General features: G+C 71.9%; 24 protein-coding genes. 16 read left to right on the top strand and 8 right to left on the bottom strand.

Annotated features, from left to right (window positions below; genetic code table 11):
* Window positions 1–226: 226 nt before the first annotated feature.
* Window positions 227–844, bottom strand: coding sequence for a YcaO-like family protein (locus B5D66_RS08945; protein ID WP_159457239.1), 618 nt, complete (start codon window positions 842–844; stop codon window positions 227–229).
* Between the two features lie 566 nt (window positions 845–1410).
* Window positions 1411–1944: an SRPBCC family protein gene (locus B5D66_RS08940; RefSeq protein WP_078761188.1), complete on the bottom strand. Its 534-nt coding sequence runs from the start codon at window positions 1942–1944 to the stop codon at window positions 1411–1413.
* A gap of 311 nt (window positions 1945–2255) precedes the next feature.
* Between B5D66_RS08940 and B5D66_RS08935 the strand changes: the two genes are divergently transcribed.
* The 10 genes from B5D66_RS08935 to vph all read left to right on the top strand — a co-directional run bounded on the left by B5D66_RS08935 (window position 2256) and on the right by vph (window position 11079).
* The gene (locus B5D66_RS08935; protein WP_078761187.1) at window positions 2256–2669 is read left to right on the top strand and encodes a hypothetical protein; all 414 of its coding nucleotides are present in this window, start codon (window positions 2256–2258) and stop codon (window positions 2667–2669) included.
* Between the two features lie 989 nt (window positions 2670–3658).
* On the top strand, window positions 3659–4711 hold the full coding sequence (locus tag B5D66_RS08930) for a threonine aldolase family protein (protein ID WP_078761186.1): 1053 nt from the start codon (window positions 3659–3661) through the stop codon (window positions 4709–4711).
* 113 nt (window positions 4712–4824) lie between these two features.
* Window positions 4825–5316 carry a GNAT family N-acetyltransferase gene (locus B5D66_RS08925; RefSeq protein ID WP_078761185.1) on the top strand — a complete coding sequence of 164 codons (492 nt, stop codon included), beginning with the start codon at window positions 4825–4827 and terminating at the stop codon, window positions 5314–5316.
* A gap of 104 nt (window positions 5317–5420) precedes the next feature.
* On the top strand, window positions 5421–5972 hold the full coding sequence (locus tag B5D66_RS08920; RefSeq protein WP_078761184.1) for a TetR/AcrR family transcriptional regulator: 552 nt from the start codon (window positions 5421–5423) through the stop codon (window positions 5970–5972).
* Window positions 5966–6304: a DMT family transporter gene (locus B5D66_RS08915; protein WP_078761183.1), complete on the top strand. Its 339-nt coding sequence runs from the start codon at window positions 5966–5968 to the stop codon at window positions 6302–6304. The genes B5D66_RS08920 and B5D66_RS08915 overlap by 7 nt, the downstream gene beginning before the upstream one ends.
* The gene (locus B5D66_RS08910) at window positions 6304–6627 is read left to right on the top strand and encodes a DMT family transporter (RefSeq protein ID WP_078761182.1); all 324 of its coding nucleotides are present in this window, start codon (window positions 6304–6306) and stop codon (window positions 6625–6627) included. The genes B5D66_RS08915 and B5D66_RS08910 overlap by 1 nt, the downstream gene beginning before the upstream one ends.
* 295 nt (window positions 6628–6922) lie before the next feature.
* Window positions 6923–7951, top strand: a complete 1029-nt coding sequence (locus B5D66_RS08905) for a DUF6924 domain-containing protein (protein WP_078761181.1) — start codon at window positions 6923–6925, stop codon at window positions 7949–7951.
* Window positions 7952–8152: 201 nt separating this feature from the next.
* The gene (locus B5D66_RS08900; protein WP_078761180.1) at window positions 8153–8605 is read left to right on the top strand and encodes a VOC family protein; all 453 of its coding nucleotides are present in this window, start codon (window positions 8153–8155) and stop codon (window positions 8603–8605) included.
* Window positions 8606–9011: 406 nt separating this feature from the next.
* Window positions 9012–9890, top strand: a complete 879-nt coding sequence (locus tag B5D66_RS08895) for an LLM class flavin-dependent oxidoreductase (RefSeq protein WP_078761372.1) — start codon at window positions 9012–9014, stop codon at window positions 9888–9890.
* Window positions 9891–10215: 325 nt separating this feature from the next.
* Window positions 10216–11079: a viomycin phosphotransferase gene (vph, locus tag B5D66_RS08890; RefSeq protein ID WP_078761179.1), complete on the top strand. Its 864-nt coding sequence runs from the start codon at window positions 10216–10218 to the stop codon at window positions 11077–11079.
* Window positions 11080–11242: 163 nt separating this feature from the next.
* Here the strand turns inward: vph and B5D66_RS25420 are convergent, their stop codons facing one another.
* Window positions 11243–11389 carry a hypothetical protein gene (locus tag B5D66_RS25420; protein ID WP_159457238.1) on the bottom strand — a complete coding sequence of 49 codons (147 nt, stop codon included), beginning with the start codon at window positions 11387–11389 and terminating at the stop codon, window positions 11243–11245.
* Between B5D66_RS25420 and B5D66_RS08885 the strand changes: the two genes are divergently transcribed.
* Window positions 11376–11639: a Tn3 family transposase gene (locus B5D66_RS08885; RefSeq protein ID WP_078761178.1), complete on the top strand. Its 264-nt coding sequence runs from the start codon at window positions 11376–11378 to the stop codon at window positions 11637–11639. The two genes, B5D66_RS25420 and B5D66_RS08885, sit on opposite strands and share 14 nt — an antisense overlap.
* A 96-nt stretch (window positions 11640–11735) precedes the next feature.
* On the opposite strand, the gene B5D66_RS08880 is transcribed toward B5D66_RS08885, so the two are convergent.
* Window positions 11736–12332, bottom strand: a complete 597-nt coding sequence (locus B5D66_RS08880) for a helix-turn-helix domain-containing protein (protein WP_078761371.1) — start codon at window positions 12330–12332, stop codon at window positions 11736–11738.
* 102 nt (window positions 12333–12434) lie between these two features.
* Between B5D66_RS08880 and B5D66_RS08875 the strand changes: the two genes are divergently transcribed.
* Genes B5D66_RS08875 through B5D66_RS08865 form a run of 3 tightly spaced genes read left to right on the top strand, consistent with a single transcriptional unit; the run spans window position 12435 to window position 14638 of the window.
* Window positions 12435–13055 carry a class I SAM-dependent methyltransferase gene (locus tag B5D66_RS08875; RefSeq protein WP_078761177.1) on the top strand — a complete coding sequence of 207 codons (621 nt, stop codon included), beginning with the start codon at window positions 12435–12437 and terminating at the stop codon, window positions 13053–13055.
* Window positions 13056–13084: 29 nt separating this feature from the next.
* Entirely contained in the window at window positions 13085–13573 is a 489-nt protein-coding gene (locus tag B5D66_RS08870) for a DinB family protein (RefSeq protein WP_078761176.1), read from the top strand.
* Window positions 13574–13603: 30 nt separating this feature from the next.
* Window positions 13604–14638 carry an alpha/beta fold hydrolase gene (locus tag B5D66_RS08865; RefSeq protein ID WP_078761175.1) on the top strand — a complete coding sequence of 345 codons (1035 nt, stop codon included), beginning with the start codon at window positions 13604–13606 and terminating at the stop codon, window positions 14636–14638.
* A 391-nt stretch (window positions 14639–15029) separates the two neighbouring features.
* On the opposite strand, the gene B5D66_RS25415 is transcribed toward B5D66_RS08865, so the two are convergent.
* The 4 genes from B5D66_RS25415 to B5D66_RS08845 all read right to left on the bottom strand — a co-directional run bounded on the left by B5D66_RS25415 (window position 15030) and on the right by B5D66_RS08845 (window position 17620).
* On the bottom strand, window positions 15030–15206 hold the full coding sequence (locus tag B5D66_RS25415) for a hypothetical protein (RefSeq protein ID WP_159457237.1): 177 nt from the start codon (window positions 15204–15206) through the stop codon (window positions 15030–15032).
* A 42-nt stretch (window positions 15207–15248) separates the two neighbouring features.
* Entirely contained in the window at window positions 15249–15584 is a 336-nt protein-coding gene (locus tag B5D66_RS08855; protein WP_078761174.1) for a DUF4158 domain-containing protein, read from the bottom strand.
* Between the two features lie 259 nt (window positions 15585–15843).
* Complete coding sequence (locus B5D66_RS08850; RefSeq protein WP_235000874.1) at window positions 15844–16614, bottom strand: MerR family transcriptional regulator; 771 nt, start codon at window positions 16612–16614, stop codon at window positions 15844–15846.
* 250 nt (window positions 16615–16864) lie between these two features.
* Entirely contained in the window at window positions 16865–17620 is a 756-nt protein-coding gene (locus B5D66_RS08845; protein ID WP_078761369.1) for a MarR family transcriptional regulator, read from the bottom strand.
* 240 nt (window positions 17621–17860) lie between these two features.
* On the opposite strand from B5D66_RS08845, the gene B5D66_RS08840 reads away from it, so the two are divergent.
* Together B5D66_RS08840 and B5D66_RS08835 are read left to right on the top strand one after the other, a co-directional pair.
* Window positions 17861–18532, top strand: a complete 672-nt coding sequence (locus B5D66_RS08840; RefSeq protein ID WP_078761173.1) for a DUF4097 family beta strand repeat-containing protein — start codon at window positions 17861–17863, stop codon at window positions 18530–18532.
* Between the two features lie 61 nt (window positions 18533–18593).
* Window positions 18594–19724: a serine hydrolase domain-containing protein gene (locus B5D66_RS08835; RefSeq protein WP_078761172.1), complete on the top strand. Its 1131-nt coding sequence runs from the start codon at window positions 18594–18596 to the stop codon at window positions 19722–19724.
* Window positions 19725–20085 lie beyond the last annotated feature (361 nt).

Here is a 20085-nt window from a genome sequence, read left to right as displayed (position 1 = left end):
TGTGGCCGTGCGTGCCGCCCACCCCCGCGCACCTGGTCCGGGAAGACGCGCAGGCGGAGTCCGGATGCTGAGGGCACCTGCCGGTTCCCAGGGCCCGACCCCCACACCGCTGGCGATCCGCCCAGAAGGGCGTGAGCGCGCGGGCCGGGCACCACCACGCTCACCGTGCATACACCGGTGGGGGCGGTGTGCACGACAGCGGCATAGGGGGTGTGGCCGCGCGCGGTCACGGCGGCCGTGAGCCCGCGCAGGTGGCCACCGGGGTGGCCGGCGCGGCGGTGTCGTGGAAGTCCACCGGCCGGGCCGCGGCCAGGTGCGGGCCGAAGTCGGCCCGGCCCGCCGCCAGCAGTACGGGATAGGCCCGCAGCGCGCGCAGATCGGGCGTGATGGCCTCCTGGCCGTCGTGGTCGGCCACGGCGGCGCACTGGACGAGTTCGCTCAGGGCGCGACCAGTGCCAGGCGGGCCGACAGCGATGCTCCTTGCCCTGCACCGGGACGCCCTCGCCGGACAGGGCGTACGCGCAGAACGCGGGTCCCCCAGGTCGGTGGTCATCTCCAGAAGGTGCACGGGACCACGCACCTTGCGCTGGGCCAGATCGTGCCACCGGGCGAGGTCATCGGGGAGGGACTCGGGTCGTAAGACGCGAGCCACGCGCCCACCAGGGCCGAGGAAGACCGTGGCCAGCAACAGCGAGTAGGCGCCGCGCTCCATCGCCTCGGCCAGGGCGTGGACCAGGGCCTCGGGGCGGGAGGCACCGATGGCGCTGCCGCTGTTGGCGCTGTAGCGGGCCGCGGACGTGTGGTCGTGGGTGTCGCCCAGGTGGGAGCGGAGCGGCGCCGGCACCGAGGTAGGAGGGGCAGGTGAGGAAGAGTGGAACGTCGACGGCGGGCGCGCGGCCGTCGAGCGCGGCGTGGACACGACATGCCGGCGGAGCCTCGGACCCTGGATCCAGGGCGAGGATGGCGGGGTCGGTCCCCCACACGCCGGCGGTGAGGGTCTGGACAGAGCGTAAGACGACGTGGTCGGGGCGCAACCTGCTCGCATGGGTGAGGGTGTGCTCCAGTGCCTCGAACACCGCGCCCACCCGGGCGGCGGCAGAGGTCCTCCTGGCCAACGCTGTGCCGGGTACGAGCTGACGAGGACGGCTCCACGGTTTCCAGGCCCGAGGAGAAGACCATCTCGGACCGCCGCCCCGATGAATGATGCAGACGGCCTGGAGGGGCGCGCCCTGTGCGGGGAGTGGCCGGAGGAGCGCGGGCCTGGCCGGCGCGGTCAGCGGTGGACCCCCATCACTCCCGCGCCGTCGCCCACGCCCTGACTTCGAGCGGCGAGGACCCGGCCTGTCGTGCCCAGACGACAAGCCCCCGTTCCCCGGGGCGGGCAGGCCCCCGTCTCCGATCGGGACCGGGCTATGAGCCCGGACGTTCGCACCGCTCCTTGACCGCGCGCAGGGTGGCCTCGATCCCGGCGCGCAGTTCCCGCAGGCGCCCGGCCACTATGTCCTGGGCCTTGTCGGGGAACCGTTCGACCGTCATGACCAGGCCCGAGCGGCCCGGACCGATCCGCACGCAGTACCGCAGCCGGGTACCGTCCCCTTCGGGGACCAGCTCGAACCGCCAAGTGGCCAGCCGTTCCGCCACGTCCGCCGCGGGAGGCCCGAACCGTCCGTCGGCATCCATGACGGCCCAGGCGAACACGCGCGGAGGGGTGAACTCCACGATCTGGGAGACGGTCCGCCACTCGCCGATGGCGGGATGGTGGTTGTGGCCGGCAAAGCGCGCGCCCTCTTCCGGCCGGGTGGCGCCGCCGAGCCATTCGACCCCGCGCAGTTCGGGACTGACCCCGGCGGGCAGGGCGATGTCGGTCACCGCGTCCCAGACCCGCCCGGGCGCCGCCGCGACGTGGATCTCGGATTGACTGCTACGGCCTTCGACGTCGAACACGCGGACCCCCTGAACCAAGGCGTGATTGGTCGATTATGTCGCGGGGACCGAAGGAGGTCCCTTTCGCCCCCGAGGACGTGCCGAGGAGGGTGGCAGACTGGTCGGCGGACACGTCGCCCTTGAGAGAACAGACGGGCGGGGCCGGCGCGCGGCGGGAGACGACGCCCGGGCGCGCGAATCCGGTCCGCGCGTTCCGGCCGGGGCAGCTCCGTGACGGCTCCGCCCTCCCCGATGGCCGCACCGCGCGCGGGCGCGCGCAGGCAGGAGGAGCCATGCGACGTAGGTGGCGCAGGAGACCGGGTCGTGGGCTGATGGCGGTGGGAACCGCCCTGGCGTGGTTGGTCGCGGCCACCATGGTGATCCACGGGGTGTCGATCCTCCTCTTCGGGGTCCTCGACTCGTTCGGGCCGGTGGAGTGCGGCGGTGTCCCGATGAGCCGCGAAGACGTCTGCCGGACGAGCTACAACGGCGACCACCTCGGTGAGGCGGGGTACGAGGAGATGGCGCAGGCCCACGCCCGATCCCTGGCGAACGCGGTGGGAGTCGGCGCCCCCCTGGCCGTCGGAGGGACGGTGCTGTTCTTCGCGAGCCGACATCTCTTCCAGGCCGAGCTGCGGGCCCATGACACCCCCGCGCTGGCCTTCCAGTACGCGCATTGGCGGGCCGAACGATGCCCGAGGTGCGGCGGCTGCGTCCGGTGCGAGGTCTCCTGCTTCTGCGACTGACCGGCCGAGTCCGCCTCCTCTTCCCCGAAGGGACGGCCCGGACCCCGCCGGCCTGGGGCGGCCCCGCCGGGACGGGAGGGCGGGGGCGCGCCGGTGGCGCTGCCGCGTGGGATCTCCTCGCGATCCGCGCGCCGCTTCGGGCGGGGAGCCCACGGACATGGGCGTCGGATCGTCCGGGCGCGGCCGATGGGGACGGGCCCACCGCCCCTCCCCCGCTGGCGGATCTCTTCCCCAAAGCGTTGAGAATCCATGGCCACGCGCCCGCCCCCCGACAGGGCCGGCGGCCCGCCGTCGTCATCCGATGAGCCGGCCCCCAGTGGATCCTCGCCCTGGTCGGCCCGGGGCGCGTCGCCGAGAAGGCGGAGCCCCTCAAAGAAACCGACAAATGCCACGTTCTATACACTGAATGTGCTGTTCGGTGAAATAAGCCTCGAAATAGACGAGTGTGTGCCTGTCGTGCTCCCGGCCGGCGGGGCGGACCGCGCAGCGGCACGGGAACGCCCCGCGGGAACGTGGTGGCATGACCGGGGGAACGGGAGCGGGTCGGTGGGAAGACGTGATCCGGGGCCGGGCGCGGCCGGCGCCTCCCGGACGCCCGTCAAGGCCGTCCCGCCTTCTCCGTCCCGGCACGATCCCGGCTCACTCGGGGGAGCCGCCTGGTGGCGGGGATATCGGTCGAACGACGGCGGACCGACGACACCGCCATCGCGGACGGAAGGACCGGACCCGCGATGGGGACGCTCGACGCGATCCCGGTCCGGTGTCCGTCGCGGCGACCACCACGACCTCCGGCCGGCAACGGCCGCGTCGGCTCAACGGAGGCGAACCGACCGGTGCCCCGCACGCGGCCGGACGGGGCGATCATCTGCCGGCCGGCCCGCTCACCGTTGCAGGGGACGCTTCCACCATCCACCGGACCGGTTCCCAACAGGGGGTGTCACCGCAGGCATCGCCTCCCCGTCATCGACCAGAAGGACAGGTTCCTCGCCATGAGCTCCACCACTCCCGTTGCTCGCGCGTTCACCAGCGACAACGTCGCCGGCGCCGCACCGGAGATCCTCGAAGCCGTGGTCGCGGCGGCCGGCGGCCAGGCCCCGCCCTACGGCGCGGACCGGATCAGCGCCAGCGCCCGCGACCGGTTCGACGAGCTCTTCGAACGCGAGGTCGATGTCCTGTTCGTCTCCACCGGTTCGGCCGCCAACGCCCTGGGGCTGGCGGCCCTGACCCCGCCGTGGGGCAGCGTGCTCTGCCACCACGACAGCCACATCAACAACGACGAGTGCGGTGCGCCGGAGTTCTTCACGGGCGGAGCCAAGCTCGTCCCCCTGCCCGGGGACGACGCCAAGATCGACCCCGACCGGCTGCGCGTGGCCGCGCGCCGCAAGGCCGGTGACGTGCACAGCGTGCAACCCTCCGCGGTGAGCATCACCCAGGCCACCGAGACCGGCGCCGTCTACACGCTCGACGAGATCCGCGCCCTCACCTCCTGCGCCCGGGAGGCGGGGCTGCGCGTCCACATGGACGGCGCCCGCTTCGCCAACGCCGTCGCCGCGCTCGGCTGCTCCCCCGCCGAGATGACCTGGCGGGCCGGGGTCGACGTGCTCTCCTTCGGGGGGACCAAGAACGGCACCCTGACAGTCGATGCAATCGTTATTTTTGACCGCTCGCTCACCGGCGAACTCACCTTCCGGGCCAAGCGCGCGGGGCAGCTCTCCTCCAAGATGCGCTTCCACACCGCCCAGTTCGACGCCTACCTGACCGATGACCTGTGGCTGCGCAACGCGCGCAACGCCAACGCGATGGCCGCGCGCCTGGAAGAGGGGCTCAAGGCCGTCCCCGGGGTCGCGCTCCTGGGCGCGGCCGAGGCGAACATCCTCTTCTGCCGGCTTCCCCAGCAGGTCATCGACGGGCTCTTGAGTAAGGGATACGGCTTCTACCACGACCGCTGGGAGCCGGGGGTCGTCCGTTTCGTCACCTCCTTCGCCACCACGCGAGCGGAGGTGGACGGGTTGGTCGACGCGGTTCGCCGGCTCGCCGCCTGATCGGCCGGGGCGGCGCTCCCACCGCTCCGGCCGCGGGCCGCACGGGGACCTCACGGTCCATCGGAGGCGGACCGGCTCGGAGGGTCCGGCACGGCCGACGCTACCTTGGGTGCGTGCAGATCGTTCCTCGCCCCTATGACCACCCCGACGTCCAGGAGCTGGTCGGACGGCTCCAGGCCGAGTACATCCGGATCTACGGGAGCCCTGACGCGGGGCCGGTATCACCGGGACAGTTCTCCCCGCCGCGCGGGGTCTTCGCCGTGGGCTACCACGGTGGCGTTCCCGTGGGCATGGGCGGCTGGCGGCTGCGGGAGGACGGGCGGGCCGAGCTCAAGCGTCTCTACGTCGTCGACGAGCACAGGGGGAAGGGATACGCCCGTTCCCTTCTGGCCTGGTTGGAGGAGTCCGCGGCCGGGGCGGGGGCCGCTGAGATCGTCTTGGAGACGCACGAGAAACAGCCGGCGGCGGTCGGCCTGTACCGCTCCTGTGGTTACACCGACGTGCCGCCCTTCGGCCACTACGCCGACGACCCGCTCACGGTCTCTCTCGGGCGCGCGCTGCCGCATCGTTCCCGGGGCGTCGAGGGGCGGAGAGTGCGCGGATGATCGGAATCCGCTGTGGACGCCGGTCGGGGACGAGCGGCGTCCTGTCGCGTCATCCGTGAAGGACATCGCTCTTTTCTTTACCTTACGTACGGTAAAGTGCGGCGGTGCGCCCCAGTTCCAAGACCGCGATCCTGGACGCCGCCCTGCGCGTGGTCGACCGCGAGGGCGGCGCCGACATCTCCTACGAGGCCGTCGCCTCCGAGTCCGGACTCACCAAGGCCGGGGTGATGTACCACTTCCCCACCCGCGACGCGCTGATGCTCGCCGTCGTCGAGCACGCCGCCCTGCGGTGGGAGCGGGCGCTGCTGGAGGTCCTGGACGTCCCGTTCGAACAGGCCGGCGCCCGCGAGCGCATCCGCGCCTACGCCACCGTGGCCGCCCGCCCGGACGCCCTGTCCCCCGCCGACTTCTTCGTCTACTTCGAGGCCCTGTACCACCCGGCCCTCGCCGAACCCTGGAAACGGGTCTTCTCCCGTTGGTTCGCCTTCGACCCCCAGGCCTCCGCCGACGAACGGGCGCGGCTCACCCTGGCCCGTCTGGCCGCCGACGGCCTGTGGGTCGCCACGACCACCGACGTGCTCGCCCCCGAGGAGCGGGACCGCCAGGCCGTGATCGACCTGCTCCTGAGACTGACCGAGGAGGACTCCCCGTGCTGAAGTGGGCGTTGCTGGCGGGCGCCATCGTCTCCGAGGTGACCGCCACCCTCTCCCTGCGCGCGGCCATCGACGCCCCCTGGTGGTACGCCGTGGTCGTCGTGGGCTACGGCGCCGCGTTCACCCTGCTGGCGCTGGTCCTGGCACGTGGCATGCCCGTGGGGGTGGCCTACGGCATCTGGGCGGCGGCCGGCGTGGCGTTGACCGCGCTCCTGGCCACCCTGCTGTTCGACGATCCCTTCACCTGGCCCATGGCCGCCGGCATCGCCCTGATCATCGGAGGCGTGCTGCTGGTGGAGACCGGATCCCACACCGCCGAGAAGGAGACCGTGTGATGGGGTGGGCCTACCTGTTCGGGGCCATTCTCAGCGAGGTCGCCGGGACCATGGCGCTGCGCCTGACCGACGGGTTTCGCGCCAAGGTCTGGATCGCGCCGATGCTGGCGGCCTACCTGCTGGCCTTCACCCTGCTCTCCCTCTCCCTGCGGACGGGCATGCCGGTGGGGGTGGCCTACGGCATCTGGGCCGCCGTCGGGGTGGCGTTGACGGCCCTCCTCGCCCGGCTGCTGTTCAAGGACCCGCTGACCTGGCGGATGGGTCTGGGCATCGTGGCCATCATCGGGGGTGTCCTGCTCGTCGAGACCGGCGCCCACGCCTGATCCGGCCACGCGGCTCCCGCGGGCGGTGCTCGCGGCTCCCGACCGGGGCGGCCGAGGACCTTCGCCGCGCGAACAGGCGGTTGCCGGCGGTGGAAGCGGCGGACGGTCCCGGGGGGCGACGTCGCCGCGCCGGTGGCCGCCCCGGACGGCCACCGACCCCGACCCGATGACCAGGCGATCCGGGCGACGAGGCCACGGCCGTGCCCAAGGAGCGGACGCGGCCGGCGGAATTCTGTCCGTCCCCACGGATACAACGGGGAGACCTGCGTTCCACGGCGATGACGAGGTGTTCCCGATGTCCCGTTCCGCTCTGCCCCTGCCCTCGGCCGACGACGGCCCGCGCGTTCCCGGCATGCTGCTGGTCCGCGCCGGCCACGACGACGAGGCCTGGCAGGACGTGCTCTCCCGCATGGGCGACCTGCCCGGCCTGGTCACACCGGGCCGCGCCCGCCAGGACCACGTCACGGCTTCACAGGAGCCCATCCCCCGACGCCTGCTCGTGGTGGACGACCCCGCGTGGCGGGGTGCCACCCCCGATGAGGTGCGTGACGCCCTCGGCGGAGAGGGGAGATGGGTTCCCGATCTGGTCCTGCTCGCCACCGGCGGGACCGAGGCCGATCCCCGCCTGCGTCCGTTGCTGGCGTTCCGCGGCACCGATGGAGACCTGTTCTGGATCACGCCCCGGCAAGCCGCCCTCACCCACCTGGTGCTGCATCACCCCTACCTCCACCTCACCCTGGAGGACTTCGAGCAGTGGGCTCCCGCCGACCCCGAGGGGGAGATCGAAGGCGATGAGACCGCCGAGGAGGAGGAGTGGGAGGCGGGGCCTTCCGGCCCCGTGGGCGCCTATCTGGAGACACGGCCCTCTTCACCGCGCTATGAGCGCCCGACCAGGCCGCTGCCTCTGCTCACGCCGGACAAGGACGGCCTGCTCGTGCGCACGGACTTCAGCGATGACGCCGCCTGGACGTCGTTCCTGAGCGCCGTACGCCACCCGGCGGAGCACAACGACGTCATCGACGACTTCGGCGACTACATCGACATCGTGGACGACCCGGCGTTCGAGGGAGCCACGCCGGAACAGGTGATGGCGTCGGTCCACCACCACACCGACCAGTCGAGTCTGGACACCGTGGTGATCGCGGACGCGGACGCCATGCGCGGCCCCGACCACTGTGCCCTGATCGTGCCGCTGCTGGATCGCATCGGGTGGAATTTCAGGCTGGTTCCCGAAGAGGTCGGGTCCCTGGTGGTCAACCTGGCCCTCAGCAACATGGACATCGAGGACTACATGGACGATGAGACCAGGGCGGCCCTCTGGTGACCACCACGCGGCCGCGGGGGCGTGCGGGACGGGGAAGCCCCTGAAACCCGACAGGCATGTCCCGCCAGGAAACGACGTCGGGATCGCCCGTGGTCGGCGCTTCCAGGCAGAGGGCGCCCGGGGCGAAGCGGTAGACGGCCACGGGAGCGTCGGTATGCCGTGGTTTGCGACCGGACTCAGGTGACCAGTATGAGTGGCTCCATGGCATTGCACTGGAAGCTCGTCATCGACGCCCACAACGCTCCCGCTCTCGCGGACTTCTGGGCCGCGGCGCTGGAGTACGAGGTCGAGGACCCTGGCGCGCTCATCGAGCGGTTGCTGGCCGCCGGCCACATCGGCGCGGAGGCGGTGGCCGAGCACAACGGGCGTCGGATCTTCCGCGGCTACGCCGCCGTCCGTCACCCCGACGACCCCTATGACGAGGTCAGCGGCGTCGGGCACGGCCGGCGCCTGCTCTTCCAGGAGGTGCCCGAGGACAAGCCCGGCAAGAACCGCCTGCACATCGACGTGCACGCGGGCTCCGGCGGCCTCGACGATCTGGTGGCCCGGCTGGAGTCACTGGGGGCCACCCGCGTCCGCGAGGTCGACAACGGCCCCGCTGGGCACTGGTGGATCATGCTCGACCCCGAGGGCAACGAGTTCTGCGCCGCCTAGGGCCGGGCCGCGAACGACCACGGTGAGGCGCGTGGACGTCGAAGGACGAGGAGCACCGTGGAATTCGGCGACGCTCCCTCGCCCGCCGGTCGATGGCGCGTCCTTCCAAGGCGCGGAACCGTCGGCGTCGGTGGGCGGGGCACGGCCGTGGGTGCTGTCGGCGCGGCCCAGCAGGGGCGTACCGGCGATGGGGGCGACGCCCTGAAGGCGTGCCGCCGGGCACGCGGGCGGAGGCGTGGCTCGACGGCCCGCCGGGCGCCCCATGCCCCCCGGCTTCCCGAACGCGGCCCGCCCCGGCTCTTCCGGGAGGCCCGTGACCGGGGTGCTCCTCGGCGCCCGGCCCCGCTTCGTTCCCCCCGATTCCCGGATTGACCTCAATCTAAGTTGAGGTTCTAGCGTCGTGGCCATGAGGATCAGCACCACGCTTCCCACGAACGAGGCGGGCGTCCCCGATGTCGCCATGGCACGACACCTTGAGGAGCTGGGCTACGACGCCGTGTCGATGCCCGACGTCGTCGCCGGTGACGGCACGCCGGCGTTCGACGCCACGCTCGTCCTGGCCGCCGCCGCGGCGGCCACCGACCGGATCGGGCTCGAATTCGGCGTGCTCAGCCTGCCGACGCGGCCGACGGCCTGGGTCGCCACGCAGGTACAGACACTCCAGCACCTGTCGGGTGGCCGCGTCGTCCTCGGCGTCGGGATCGGCGGCTTCCCCGACGCGCCGTTCTGGCGCGCCGTGGGCGTGCCGGTCCAGGCCCGCGGCCGCAGGACCGACGCCGCGCTCGATGTTCTGCCCGGCCTCATCAGGGGCGAGCGCGTCGTGGTCGAGGGGGCGGAGATCACGCTGGCGCCGGGCGCGCCGGTGCCGCCCATCCTGATCGGCGGTAACTCCGAGGCCGCGATGCGCCGCGCCGTACTGTACGGAGACGGCTGGGCGCCCTCCCTCATCAGTCCGGAGGATCTGGCCGCCAAGGCCGTCCGGCTACGCGAGATCGCCGACGAGCTGGGGCGCCCCGTGCCCCGTGTCTCCGTGGGCGGCCACGCGTTCCTCACGGACGATCCGGCCGCCGTCGCCTCCTTTGTCAGGTCCCTGGTCGATGTGCACGGGATGGCCCCGGACGCGGCGGCGAACATTCCGGTCACCGGAAGCCCGGCGCGGGTCGCCGAACGGCTCGCCGCCTACGCCGAGGCCGGGGCCGAATCGATCGGACTCGGACTCGACGGCGGTGACTGGCGGCGCCAGGCCGAACGCCTCTCCGAGGCCAGGCGGGCCATGACCGCTTAGCCGTCTGGTACCGCAAGACCGGGCGCACGGGTGGAGGGGGGCCGAGGGCGAGCTGCGCTTCACCTCGGCCCCCCTCCCGGGCCGGCCCGGCCAAGGCGCACGTCGGTCGGCCGTGGCGTTCCTCAGGCCGTCCCGCGGCCCCGAGCCCCGCACCGGTGTCCGCGCCGCCGCCCGCCTCCCCGATACCCTGGCCGCTCGACGCCGGGAACGGGCCCGCCCACCGTGAGAAGGGCGTCCGCCCAGCGGACGTCCATTCGCCGACGCGGTCCACCAGCGCGTCGCGCACATCGTCTCCGCCCCACCGAAGGATCCAGAGGCCGCCCCCGTGAGCATCCGTACGACGCATCGCGCTCTGCTGAGCCGTCTGCTGCCCGATGACGAAACCGACGGTCTCGTCGTACGTCAGGGGCAGTTCCACATCGTGGTCATCGGCTCAGACCGCGTCGTGTGCCTGCCCCGCACCCGGGCAGCGGCCGCCCGGTTGCCCGAGCGGGTGGCCGCACTGCGCACCCTCGCCCGCCTCGACCTCGGCTTCCGCACACCCGAGCCGCTGTCCCAGAGCGGCGCCCACGACATCGACGGGACACCGTTCCTGGTACTCGATCGCATCCCCGGGGAACCACTGGAAACCGACGCGCTCGACGATGAACGGGTGCTCGACACCGTGGCGGCGCAGTACGCCACGCTGCTGTGCAGCCTGGCCCGTGCCGGCACCGACGAGACGGTACGAGCGGTTCTCCCCCAGGCACCGGAAGACCGGTGGCGGCGGTTCGCCGAGGACGTGCGCGCGGAACTGTTCCAGCTCATGTCCGACAGCGGGCGCCTACGGGCCGAGCGGGAACTCGCGGCGCTCGACGGGCTGCCCCATGTCACCCGAGCGGTGGTGCATGGCGATCTCGGCGCCGAGAACGTCCTGTGGGAGTGGACGCACGGCCTGCCGCGCCTTTCCGGAGTACTCGACTGGGACGAGGTCGCGCTCGGGGACCCGGCCGAGGACCTCGCGGCCATCGGTGCCGGCTACGGTCGTGAGCTGCTGGGGCGGCTGCTCGCCCTGGGAGACTGGTCAGACCACGGACTCCCCGCCCGCATCACCGCGATCCGTGGCACATTCGCCCTGCAGCAGGCCCTCTCCGCCATCCGTGACGGCGACGAGGAAGAGCTCGCGGACGGCCTGGCCGACTACCGCTGAGGCGCGCCGGCACATCCGCGTCGTCGAACACTCCGTATCAGCGGCCATCCGGCGGCCCCACACGGTCATGGTGCGGCCCGTCGGTGACGTTCCAGGTCACCGCCCATACGCGGGTGCCAGCAACGACCGTGTCACCAGCCCCGGACGGGGACGGACGCGCTGATCAGCGCCGGTCGGCGCCAGGCGCGAGGGCGGTGACGCGGTTTTCGTACTCGCGGCGGGCCTTGCGCTGTGCCGGGACCGCCGGGGCGCCGCCCTGGCCGCCGGCGAAGCGGCTGGAGCAGGAGAGCAAGGCGATGAAGTTCAACACGGTGATCTTCCACAACGCCCTGGACACCGCGGAGGTCGGGCGGCAGCTGCTGGAGGAGGGATGGGAGATCGTCCCGGAAGACCTGGCGCGCATCTCGCCGTACCTGACCGAGCACATCAACCGGTTCGGCGAGTACAGCACCCACGAACTCGGTATTCAGCCCGGCGCGTACGACCCGAGAATCGACGTCGACTTCACCCCGCTGCGCGAGCAGGGCCTGACCGCCGCCGGTCTCGGTCAGGCCGCTTGACCGATCACGCGCCTTCTTGGATCGGCCGGTCGGTCGACCCAAGTCCGAGCTCACCGCCGGCTGTCGCACGGGAGCGCGGCGGCGCCGGCCCCTGGTTCAATCCCTCTGCGGTGCCCGGCCGGGACCGGCGCGCAGGTGCGCACGCGTCCCCTGCGGACCGAACAGGACAAGGAGTTCGACCGCGCCGCCGTCCGCGCTGCCCAGCCAGTGGGGCAGCGCCGTGTCGAATTCAGCCGCCTCACCGGACGACAGGACCAGGTCGCGCTCACCGACCAGCAGCCGCAGCCGCCCGTTGAGCACGTACAGCCATTCGGAGCCCTCGTGGGTCTGCGGCGTCGGCACCAGCGGTTCCGGGCTCGCCGGAATGATCATCTTGAAGGCCTGGGTGCCTCCCGGCCGGCGGGACAGAGGCACGAACACCATACCGAACCGCCGGATCGGCTTCAGGTGGATACGGGGATCACCGGTACGCGGGGCGCCGACGAGGTCGTCCAGGGGGACGCCGTAGGTACGGGCCAGCGGGAGCAGCAGCTCCAGGGTCACCCGGCGTCGTCCGCTCTCCAGCCGGGACAGCGTGCTCTCCGAGACCCCGGTCACCGCCGCGAGCGCGGCCAGGGTGATGCCGCGTTCGCGGCGCAGCGCCCGCAGCCGGGGCCCCACGGAGCCGAGCGCGTCCTTCGGTTCACCGTTCACCACGCCATCTTGCAGGAACTGCAAGACGGCGTGCAATTCGCGACGGTCCGGGCAAGAGTGGGCCGCGTCCCCCGGCAACGGCAAGAACAAGGAGGGTCATCGATGAGCACCACTGATGCGGCCGCGTTCTGGAACGACCTGTACGCGAACCGCCCGGCACCCGCCGATCCGCAGCCGAACGCGACGCTCACCGAGACGGTAGCGGGCCTGCCGCCCGGCACCGCGCTGGACCTGGGGTGCGGCGATGGCGGTGACGCGCTCTGGCTCGCCCGTCAGGGGTGGCAGGTCACCGCCGTCGACGTGTCGGCCGTGGCGGTCAGGCGCCTTGCCGGACTCGCCGCCTCGTACGGCCTGGCCGGGCGCATCGCGGCCGAGCGGCACGACCTGCGCGAGACCTTCCCCGGCGGCGCGTTCGACCTCGTCTGCGCCCACTATCTGCACACCCCCTTCGACCTGGACCGGACGGCCGTGCTGCGTGCGGCCGCGCACGCCCTGCGCCCGGGCGGGCGGCTGCTGGTCGTCGACCACGGTTCGGCCGCTCCCTGGTCATGGGAGCAGGACGCCCACTTCCCGTCCCCGCAGGAGGTCGCCGCCGACATCGCCCTGGACGCGGGGACGTGGGTGGTCGAGCGTGCCGCCGCACCCCGCCGGACCGCTACCGGTCCGGGAGGGCGTACGGCCGAGGTCACCGACCACGTACTGGTCATCCACCGCGCCGGCTGAACCCGCCCGGCCCACCGAGAGAAGACACGATGCCCGCCGCCCACCGCCGCGACACCCCGCCGCCCCGTACCGGAAGCAGTGAGACCGAGGTCCTGCGCGGATTTCTCGGCTACCTGCGCGAATCGATCGCCGCAAAGGTCGAGGGCACCCCCGAACCGCAGGTCCGCACGTATAGAACGCCTTCGGGTACGAATCTGCTCGGCCTGCTCCACCATCTCACCGCCGTCGAGCGGGCCACCTTCCTCGGGGAGGAGGTCGCCGACTGGCAGGCGACCTTCGACGCCTCGCCCGCGGACAGCGTGGCCGGCGTCGTCGCCCGCTACCGGGAGACCGTCGCGCGCGCCGACGCCGTCCTGGACGGATGCACCGGCCTCGGCGCACCCGTGCCCCGCCCGCGGACGGGCGAACCCGCTCCCAGCATCCGCTGGGCCCTCGCGCACATGATCGAGGAGACCGGCCGCCACGCCGGGCACGCGGACATCCTGCGCGAACTGATCGACGGCACCACCGGACGCTGACCCCACCACCGCACCAGAGACACAGGACACATGACAATCGCAAAACGACGCTTCGACCGCCGCTCATCCCGCCTCACACGCCCCTTGGCCGCCACCGCGCTCGCCTTCGCCCTGACGACCGGTGCCACCGCCTGCGCCGCACAGGCCCCCGAAGTACCCGCGCACACCACCATCACCCACGACGACTCGGAGTTCACCGGCACCTTCCAGCACGAGTTCGCCGACGTCGAAGGCGTCCGCATGCACTACGTCAAGGGCGGCAGCGGCTCGCCGGTGGTACTGCTGCACGGCTGGCCGCAGACCTGGTACAGCTGGTGGGAGATCATGCCGGAGCTCGCCGAGCACCACACCGTCTACGCCGTCGACCTCCCCGGGCTCGGCGACAGCACTGGCTCGCCGACCGGCTACGACAAGGCCACCCTGGCACGATACGTCCACACTCTGATCGCCGAGCAGCTTGGCGTGCGTGACGCCCGGGTCGTGGGACACGACCTGGGCGCCGCGGTCGCCTTCCAGTACGCCGCCCAGTTCCCCGAGGACACCGAACTCCTCGGCTACCTCGACCTGCCGCTGCCCGGACCCGCGATGGACGGCGCCGCGTACCGCTCACTGAGCTGGCACATCGCCTTCCACTCCCAGCCCCGCGTCCCCGAGGCGGTCGTCGGGAACGACGTCCGCGACTACCTGGAACTGTTCTACCCGCAGGTCGCCTTCGAGGGATCGTCGTTCGGCGGCACCGCGCAACGGTCCCCATTCAGCGACGAGGAGATCGACGAATACGCGCGCACCTACAGCCGGCCCGAGGTGCTGAAGGGCGGCTTCGAGCTCTACCGCAGTCTCGACAAGGACGCCGCCGACACCGAGGCGGCAGCTCCGGTGGAGGTCCCGACCCTGATCATGACGGCGCAGGGGCAGCTCGAGGGGGTGCGCTCCACCGTGGAGCCGCACATGACCGACATCGTGCGGGCAGTGGATGTGCCCCGGGCGGGCCACTGGCTGGTCGAGGAGAACCCTGAATTCGTCACGGAGGAGTTGCTGCGCTTCCTCGGCCGCTCCCGATCGTAGGCCCTGTTCTCGTACAGCTGCGACGAAGGGACAGGTGAGGATCGGGTCTGCGTCCGCCGTGAAGGTCGGCGGTGCAGCGGTCGGCGTAGCGGCGGTTCCGATTCGAGGCCGGCTTATCGGACTTCCGTTGCCTGATGGTGCGTCAGGATGATGCCGCAGTAAACGCCGCATTGCGGCAGAGCCGGAGGGGCCGGGACAGTCATGACGATCGAACCAGTGACCGGTCTCAAGAACAGGGGCGCACTTCGGTTGCCGCGCGCTCGGGGCGTACCTCTGCCCGCCCCGAGCGCGTCGTACACCGCGGCGGTCGAGCGCTACCTCACCGGCGCGGGCATCGCGAAGTCCTCCGCCCGGGTCTGCCGGATCTCCCCCGCGGCGTGGGGATGGATGCTCACCGGCGAACCGGCGTCGACCGGATTCCCGAGTTCGTCCCGTAGGCATGGACGGCGGGCATCAGCCGCTCGGCGAGCACCTCCGGCGCCAGCCGGGCGGCGATGCGCGCGATCCGGTCCGGCGTCGGCGGCTCGATGAACTCCTCGCGGCGGTGCTTCAGCAACTCCTCGCGCACCCGGTCGGCGCTCCGCTGCGCGTGTGCGACCTTCGTGACCGGTCAGGCCGTCAGCTTCTCGGCGTCCTGCGCCGAGCACCCCCGGAAGCCTAAGTGCTCGCGTATCCGGGTGCGGTGGTACTCGATCGTGCTACCGGTCCACTGGTAGGAATCGAACTCGGCCGCCGGCACCTTCATCTGCCGGGCGACGAAGGCGACCACCTCGTCCGGGAACTCCGCCCGGCCCCGAGGAAACCGCCCGTGCCGCGTGTAGTGCTTCAGCGGCAGCGCGAAGCCCAGCCGCGTCCCGCCCCGCTTCCCCGCCACCAGCTCCAGCTCGTCATCGAGCACCGTCCAGTGCTCGACCAACTCGTCCATGCCCACCGGCCGCCGACTCATGACCGCACATCATGCCGGAGACTCCCAGGTCACAACCGCCGAACGGCTGAAGATCCACCCGATTTGGGGCTGGTGACACGGTCGTTAACGGCACCCGATACGGAGACGGCCACATCGGGACAGCCGTCCCGAACCGGGGCGAGGCCGGCCCGCTCGTGGATGGGGGCGGTCGCGCAGTCCGGCCACGGATCCGGGCCGGGACGCCGGCTCACCGCCGTCAGCGCTCCGGCGGCGCGCCGACCGGCCCCGCGATCCGGATTCAGCCCTCCGCCGCCCCGACCTCTGTCCGCGTGTGCGGAGCAGGCCCGTGCAACGCGAGGTAGCGGTGCAGCAGGCCGGCCCCCTCCAACATCGCCACCGCCCGTCGCGTGATCCCGTCCAGGCGCCGGGCGATCGCCGCGCGCAGGGCGTCGCTGTCGCCGGTACGGCGCAGACCGTCGAGCACGGGCCTGATCTGGTCCAGCAGGTAGCGGCTCTGCCGCAGCACGGCGATCATCCGCGCGTCGCGGATGTCGGCGGGACCGTACCTGCGATACCCCGTGGCGGCGTCACGCTCGGGGTGCAGCAGGCCGGCCTCCTCCCAGACGCGCAGCGCCGACGGCCGCACCCCGAGCAGCCTGGCGACCTCCCCCACCCGCATGTCCCGCCGTGCCGCAGGCGGGAGGTCGGGGAGCGCCTGCCGCGCCATCACCTCCAGCGCCTCACCCGCGGCCCGTAGTGAGCGCCGCTGTTCGTGCAGGGCGGCGTGGGCGGCGTCCACCCGTTCCACCGCCCCGGCGACGTCCCCGGCGTGGACCGCCCGCATCACCTCCCCGGCGACGATCGGCCCGTACCCCGCGACCAGTCCCCGGTAGGCGAGCAGCGCGTCGCGGTGCCGGCAGGTGTAGCGGCGGTGGTCGCCGGGGGTTCGCCGGGCGGGCGGCAGGACGCCGGCGTCCTCGTAGTTGCGGATCTGCTGGGAGGAGACCCCGGCCAGCCGCGCCAGGTCGACGGGGCGCAGCTCCTCGCCTTCGCGGATTTGAGGTTTCACCGTGCGTTACCCCCGGGCTGTTCCCCCGGTTGGGGGAAAATCCTCAACAGGCTACTTCACTACGGAACTTGAAGCCGTGGACGTCGCCCAGGTACGCGCCCCAAGCACGCGCCTACAGCGGCCGGGCACGCACCCGGTGCCGCCTCGCCCGGCCATCGGGGACGTCTCGGGGAAACGCCTCGGCGGCACGGACCGGCGGAGCCCGGTCGGATGGCGGTCGGTCCGGGGCCGCGACCGTCGGGACGGCCGGCTATCCACGGTCCGGGGCGGGACCGGCGGTATCACCCGAGGTCGGCCCGGGTTCCGTGGAGAGGATTTCGCGGGCCTGCTCGGCCGCGCGAGCCATGCTCTCACGGACGAAATCGACGAACCGGGCGATGCCCTCCAGCCGTGCGGCGGCCGGGGTGCCCGGGCCCAGGATGTTGACGCCCTGCCGCGCGGTCTCCACGAGCTGGGCGTGGGCGCGGACGCTGGCGAGCATCGACTGGTACCAGACCTCGTTGTCGACGGCGTAGCGCTCGCGGCGGCCTTCGGCGCGCTCCCTGCGGACCAGGCCCTGGCTTTCGAGGAACGCGATCGCCTTGGAGATGGTCGCCGGGCTGACCTGGAGGTGCCGGACGAGTTCGCCGGCGGTCAGGCTGCCCGCGTCGGTGGTGTAGAGCGACACCAGCACCCGGGCCGTCATCTTGGGCAGGCCCGACTGCATGAAGACGGTGGTGAGGACCTCCTCGTACTCGCGTACCGCCTCGGCGTCGCGCCCCTGGACCTGCGAAGACGCCTCGTGGCCCCGGGGCGCGGTCTGCCTGCGGCGGCGGGCGCGGTGTTCGGTGGCGCGGTGGGCGATGTCGGGGCGGTAGGCGGTGGGGCCGCCGTTGCGCATCACCTCGCGCGTGACCGTCGAGGTGGGACGGTCCAGACGTCTGGCGATCTCCGCGTAGGCCAGCCCTTCGGCCAGCCCCGAGGCGATCTGCTGACGTTCCTGCTGGGTGAGCCTGCCTCCCGGCATCGCGGTCTCCTTCGTGGTGTGCGGTGGGGTCAGCATAGCGTTCGATTTCCATTCATTGCAACGAATGACATCAAAGCTGTTGCGTTAGATTTCCACTCATCGCAACGATTATTGCCTGTTTAACTGGGCAAACACGATTCAATCGCAACGAAGACGTTGCGCTATATGTAAAGGCAACGTAGCGTTTCTCTTGTCGGAAACAGCGGGCCGAAAAGGCCCGGGATACAGAAGGAGCCCACGATGCACACGTTCGACACCCCCGCCCCCATCTCGGCCGTCCTGGACATCCCCGCCGGACGCATCCAGTTCATCGCCGCCGACCGGACCGACACCACGGTCGAGGTCCTGCCCGCCGGCGCCGCCAAGGGCCGCGACGTCAAGGCCGCCGAGCAGACCACCGTCGCCTACGCCGACGGCGTCCTGCACATCCACACCGCCGAGCCCAAGAACCAGCTCTTCGGCCCCTCCGGGGCCGTCGAGGTCACCGTCCAGCTGCCCGCCGGCTCGCGCGTCGAGGCCAAGGCGTCCGCCGCCGAGCTGCGGGGCGTGGGGCGGCTCGGCGACGTCGCGTTCGAGGGCGCTCAGGGCACGGTCAAGCTCGACGAGACCGCTGACGCCCGCCTGAGCCTCCAGGACGGTGACATCCTGGTCGGACGCCTGGGCGGCCCCGCCCGGATCAGCACCCAAAAGGGCGACATCACCGTCACCGAGGCCACGCGCGGCACGGTCGAGCTGCGCACCGAGTCCGGCCAGATCTCGGTCGGCGCCGCCCGCGGGGTCTCCGCCTCCCTGGACGCGGGCACCGGCCACGGGCGCATCCACAACGCGCTCACCAACGCCGAGGGCGCGGACGCCGGTCTGAACATCCACGCGACCACCGTCTACGGCGACATCACCGCCCGCAGCATCTGACCCGCGGCACAGGCCCCCACCCGACCGATTGCCCCCACCGGTTCCAAAGGAGCACACGGCCATGTCCGCCACCCTGACCACGCAGGAACGCCCGCGGTTGCACAAGACCCTCCAGGAGATCGCCGAATCCGGTTTCGTCGGGATACAGATGCGCGTGCACGACGAGCGGGGCACGTGGACCGGCAGCGCCGGGGCCGCAGAGCTGGGCGGGACCGCCAGACCGCCGACGGACGGGCGGTTCCGGATCGGCAGCAGCACCAAGACCTTCATCGCGGTCCTGACACTGCAACTGGTGGCCGAGGGCGAGATCGGGTTGGACATCCCGGTGGCGGAGCGCCTGCCCGGATTCGGGCTGGACGGGCGGATCACGGTGCGGATGCTGCTCCAGCACACCAGCGGGGTGTTCAACCTGACCGGTGAGGTCGACGAGGACGGAACGGTCACGCCGGGGGTCCCCTGGGCGGGCCGGGAGTGGGTGGACAACCGGTTCGCGACCTACCGGCCGGAGGAACTGGTGCGGCTGGCACTGTCCAAGCCGGCGCGGTTCGAACCGGGAACGCGCTGGAGCTACTCCAACACCAACTACGTGCTGGCCCGGCTGCTGATCGAGAAGGTCACCGGCCGCCCGCTCGCCCAGGAGATGGGACGGCGGATCCTGGACCCGCTCGGGCTGTCGGGCACCGTGGTGCCGGACGCCTCACCGGAGATCCCCGGACCGCACGCCCACGCCTACTACCGGTACGAGGACGCCGGTCAGGAGAAGACGGTGGACGTCACCCGGCACAACCCCTCCTGGATCTCCAGCGGCGGGGACATGATCTCGACCACCCAGGACCTGGCCACGTTCGTCTCCGCGCTGACGGACGGCCGGCTCCTGCCGGCCGATCTGGTGGCCGAGATGTGCGCGCCGCGCTCGACGGGCATCCCGGAGATGGGCTACGGCCTGGGGGTGTTCGTGCAGGAGATGGGTTCGAACGGCGGCACCCTCATCACCCACAACGGCGGTGTCGCGGGCTACGCGACGCTGATGTACGGCACGCCCGACGGGAGCACGATCCTGACCGCCTCGCTGAACTATGTGGACGACGCCGCGATGTCCCTGGCGGAGACGTTCCAGAAGACGTCGCGAAGGCTCGTCGAGGAGGTGTTCGGCGACGGGTCGGCCGACGAGACGACGCAACCGGCGGACTGACCGCCGCCACCTACCGGGCCGGCCCAGCTCCCCGAGCTGGGCCGGCCCGGTCGCATGGGCGCCGCCGACCGCTCATCAGAGGCCGATCCGACCGGCGCCCGCCCCTTCCCCCAGGACCCGGGCGGAACCGGGAAACACTCCCCACCGGTTCCCCGCGCCGTTCGCATGGTTTCTCGGTGGACGTGATGAAACGGCGTTCCGTTTCATCCGGCCATGGATTCTCCCCCGCCGTCCTCGAAGCGCCGCGTACCAGTGCGGTGGCCGTTACCGACAGGGACGGTTTTCCATTGGAGAATGGTGGTCGACCGCGTGCGCCGCCCACTCGCCCATGCTGAAGGATTGGGACCGGTGGGGCCGCCTG

Source organism: Marinactinospora thermotolerans DSM 45154, assembly GCF_900167435.1.
Lineage (GTDB): Bacteria > Actinomycetota > Actinomycetes > Streptosporangiales > Streptosporangiaceae > Marinactinospora > Marinactinospora thermotolerans.
This window is presented reverse-complemented; position numbering and strand designations above follow the sequence as displayed.

Excerpts from the sequence above, each read along its gene's own strand:
- B5D66_RS08870 (WP_078761176.1), top strand. The coding sequence starts at position 13,085 with ATGCCCGCCGCCCACCGCCGCGACACCCCGCCGCCCCGTACCGGAAGC.
- B5D66_RS08845 (WP_078761369.1), bottom strand. The coding sequence starts at position 17,620 with ATGCCGGGAGGCAGGCTCACCCAGCAGGAACGTCAGCAGATCGCCTCG.
- B5D66_RS08910 (WP_078761182.1), top strand. The coding sequence starts at position 6,304 with ATGGGGTGGGCCTACCTGTTCGGGGCCATTCTCAGCGAGGTCGCCGGG.
- B5D66_RS08865 (WP_078761175.1), top strand. The coding sequence starts at position 13,604 with ATGACAATCGCAAAACGACGCTTCGACCGCCGCTCATCCCGCCTCACA.
- B5D66_RS08835 (WP_078761172.1), top strand. The coding sequence starts at position 18,594 with ATGTCCGCCACCCTGACCACGCAGGAACGCCCGCGGTTGCACAAGACC.
- B5D66_RS08930 (WP_078761186.1), top strand. The coding sequence starts at position 3,659 with ATGAGCTCCACCACTCCCGTTGCTCGCGCGTTCACCAGCGACAACGTC.
- B5D66_RS08895 (WP_078761372.1), top strand. The coding sequence starts at position 9,012 with ATGAGGATCAGCACCACGCTTCCCACGAACGAGGCGGGCGTCCCCGAT.
- B5D66_RS08905 (WP_078761181.1), top strand. The coding sequence starts at position 6,923 with ATGTCCCGTTCCGCTCTGCCCCTGCCCTCGGCCGACGACGGCCCGCGC.
- B5D66_RS08885 (WP_078761178.1), top strand. The coding sequence starts at position 11,376 with ATGAAGTTCAACACGGTGATCTTCCACAACGCCCTGGACACCGCGGAG.
- B5D66_RS08935 (WP_078761187.1), top strand. The coding sequence starts at position 2,256 with ATGGCGGTGGGAACCGCCCTGGCGTGGTTGGTCGCGGCCACCATGGTG.
- B5D66_RS08900 (WP_078761180.1), top strand. The coding sequence starts at position 8,153 with ATGGCATTGCACTGGAAGCTCGTCATCGACGCCCACAACGCTCCCGCT.
- B5D66_RS08840 (WP_078761173.1), top strand. The coding sequence starts at position 17,861 with ATGCACACGTTCGACACCCCCGCCCCCATCTCGGCCGTCCTGGACATC.
- B5D66_RS08855 (WP_078761174.1), bottom strand. The coding sequence starts at position 15,584 with ATGAGTCGGCGGCCGGTGGGCATGGACGAGTTGGTCGAGCACTGGACG.
- B5D66_RS08875 (WP_078761177.1), top strand. The coding sequence starts at position 12,435 with ATGAGCACCACTGATGCGGCCGCGTTCTGGAACGACCTGTACGCGAAC.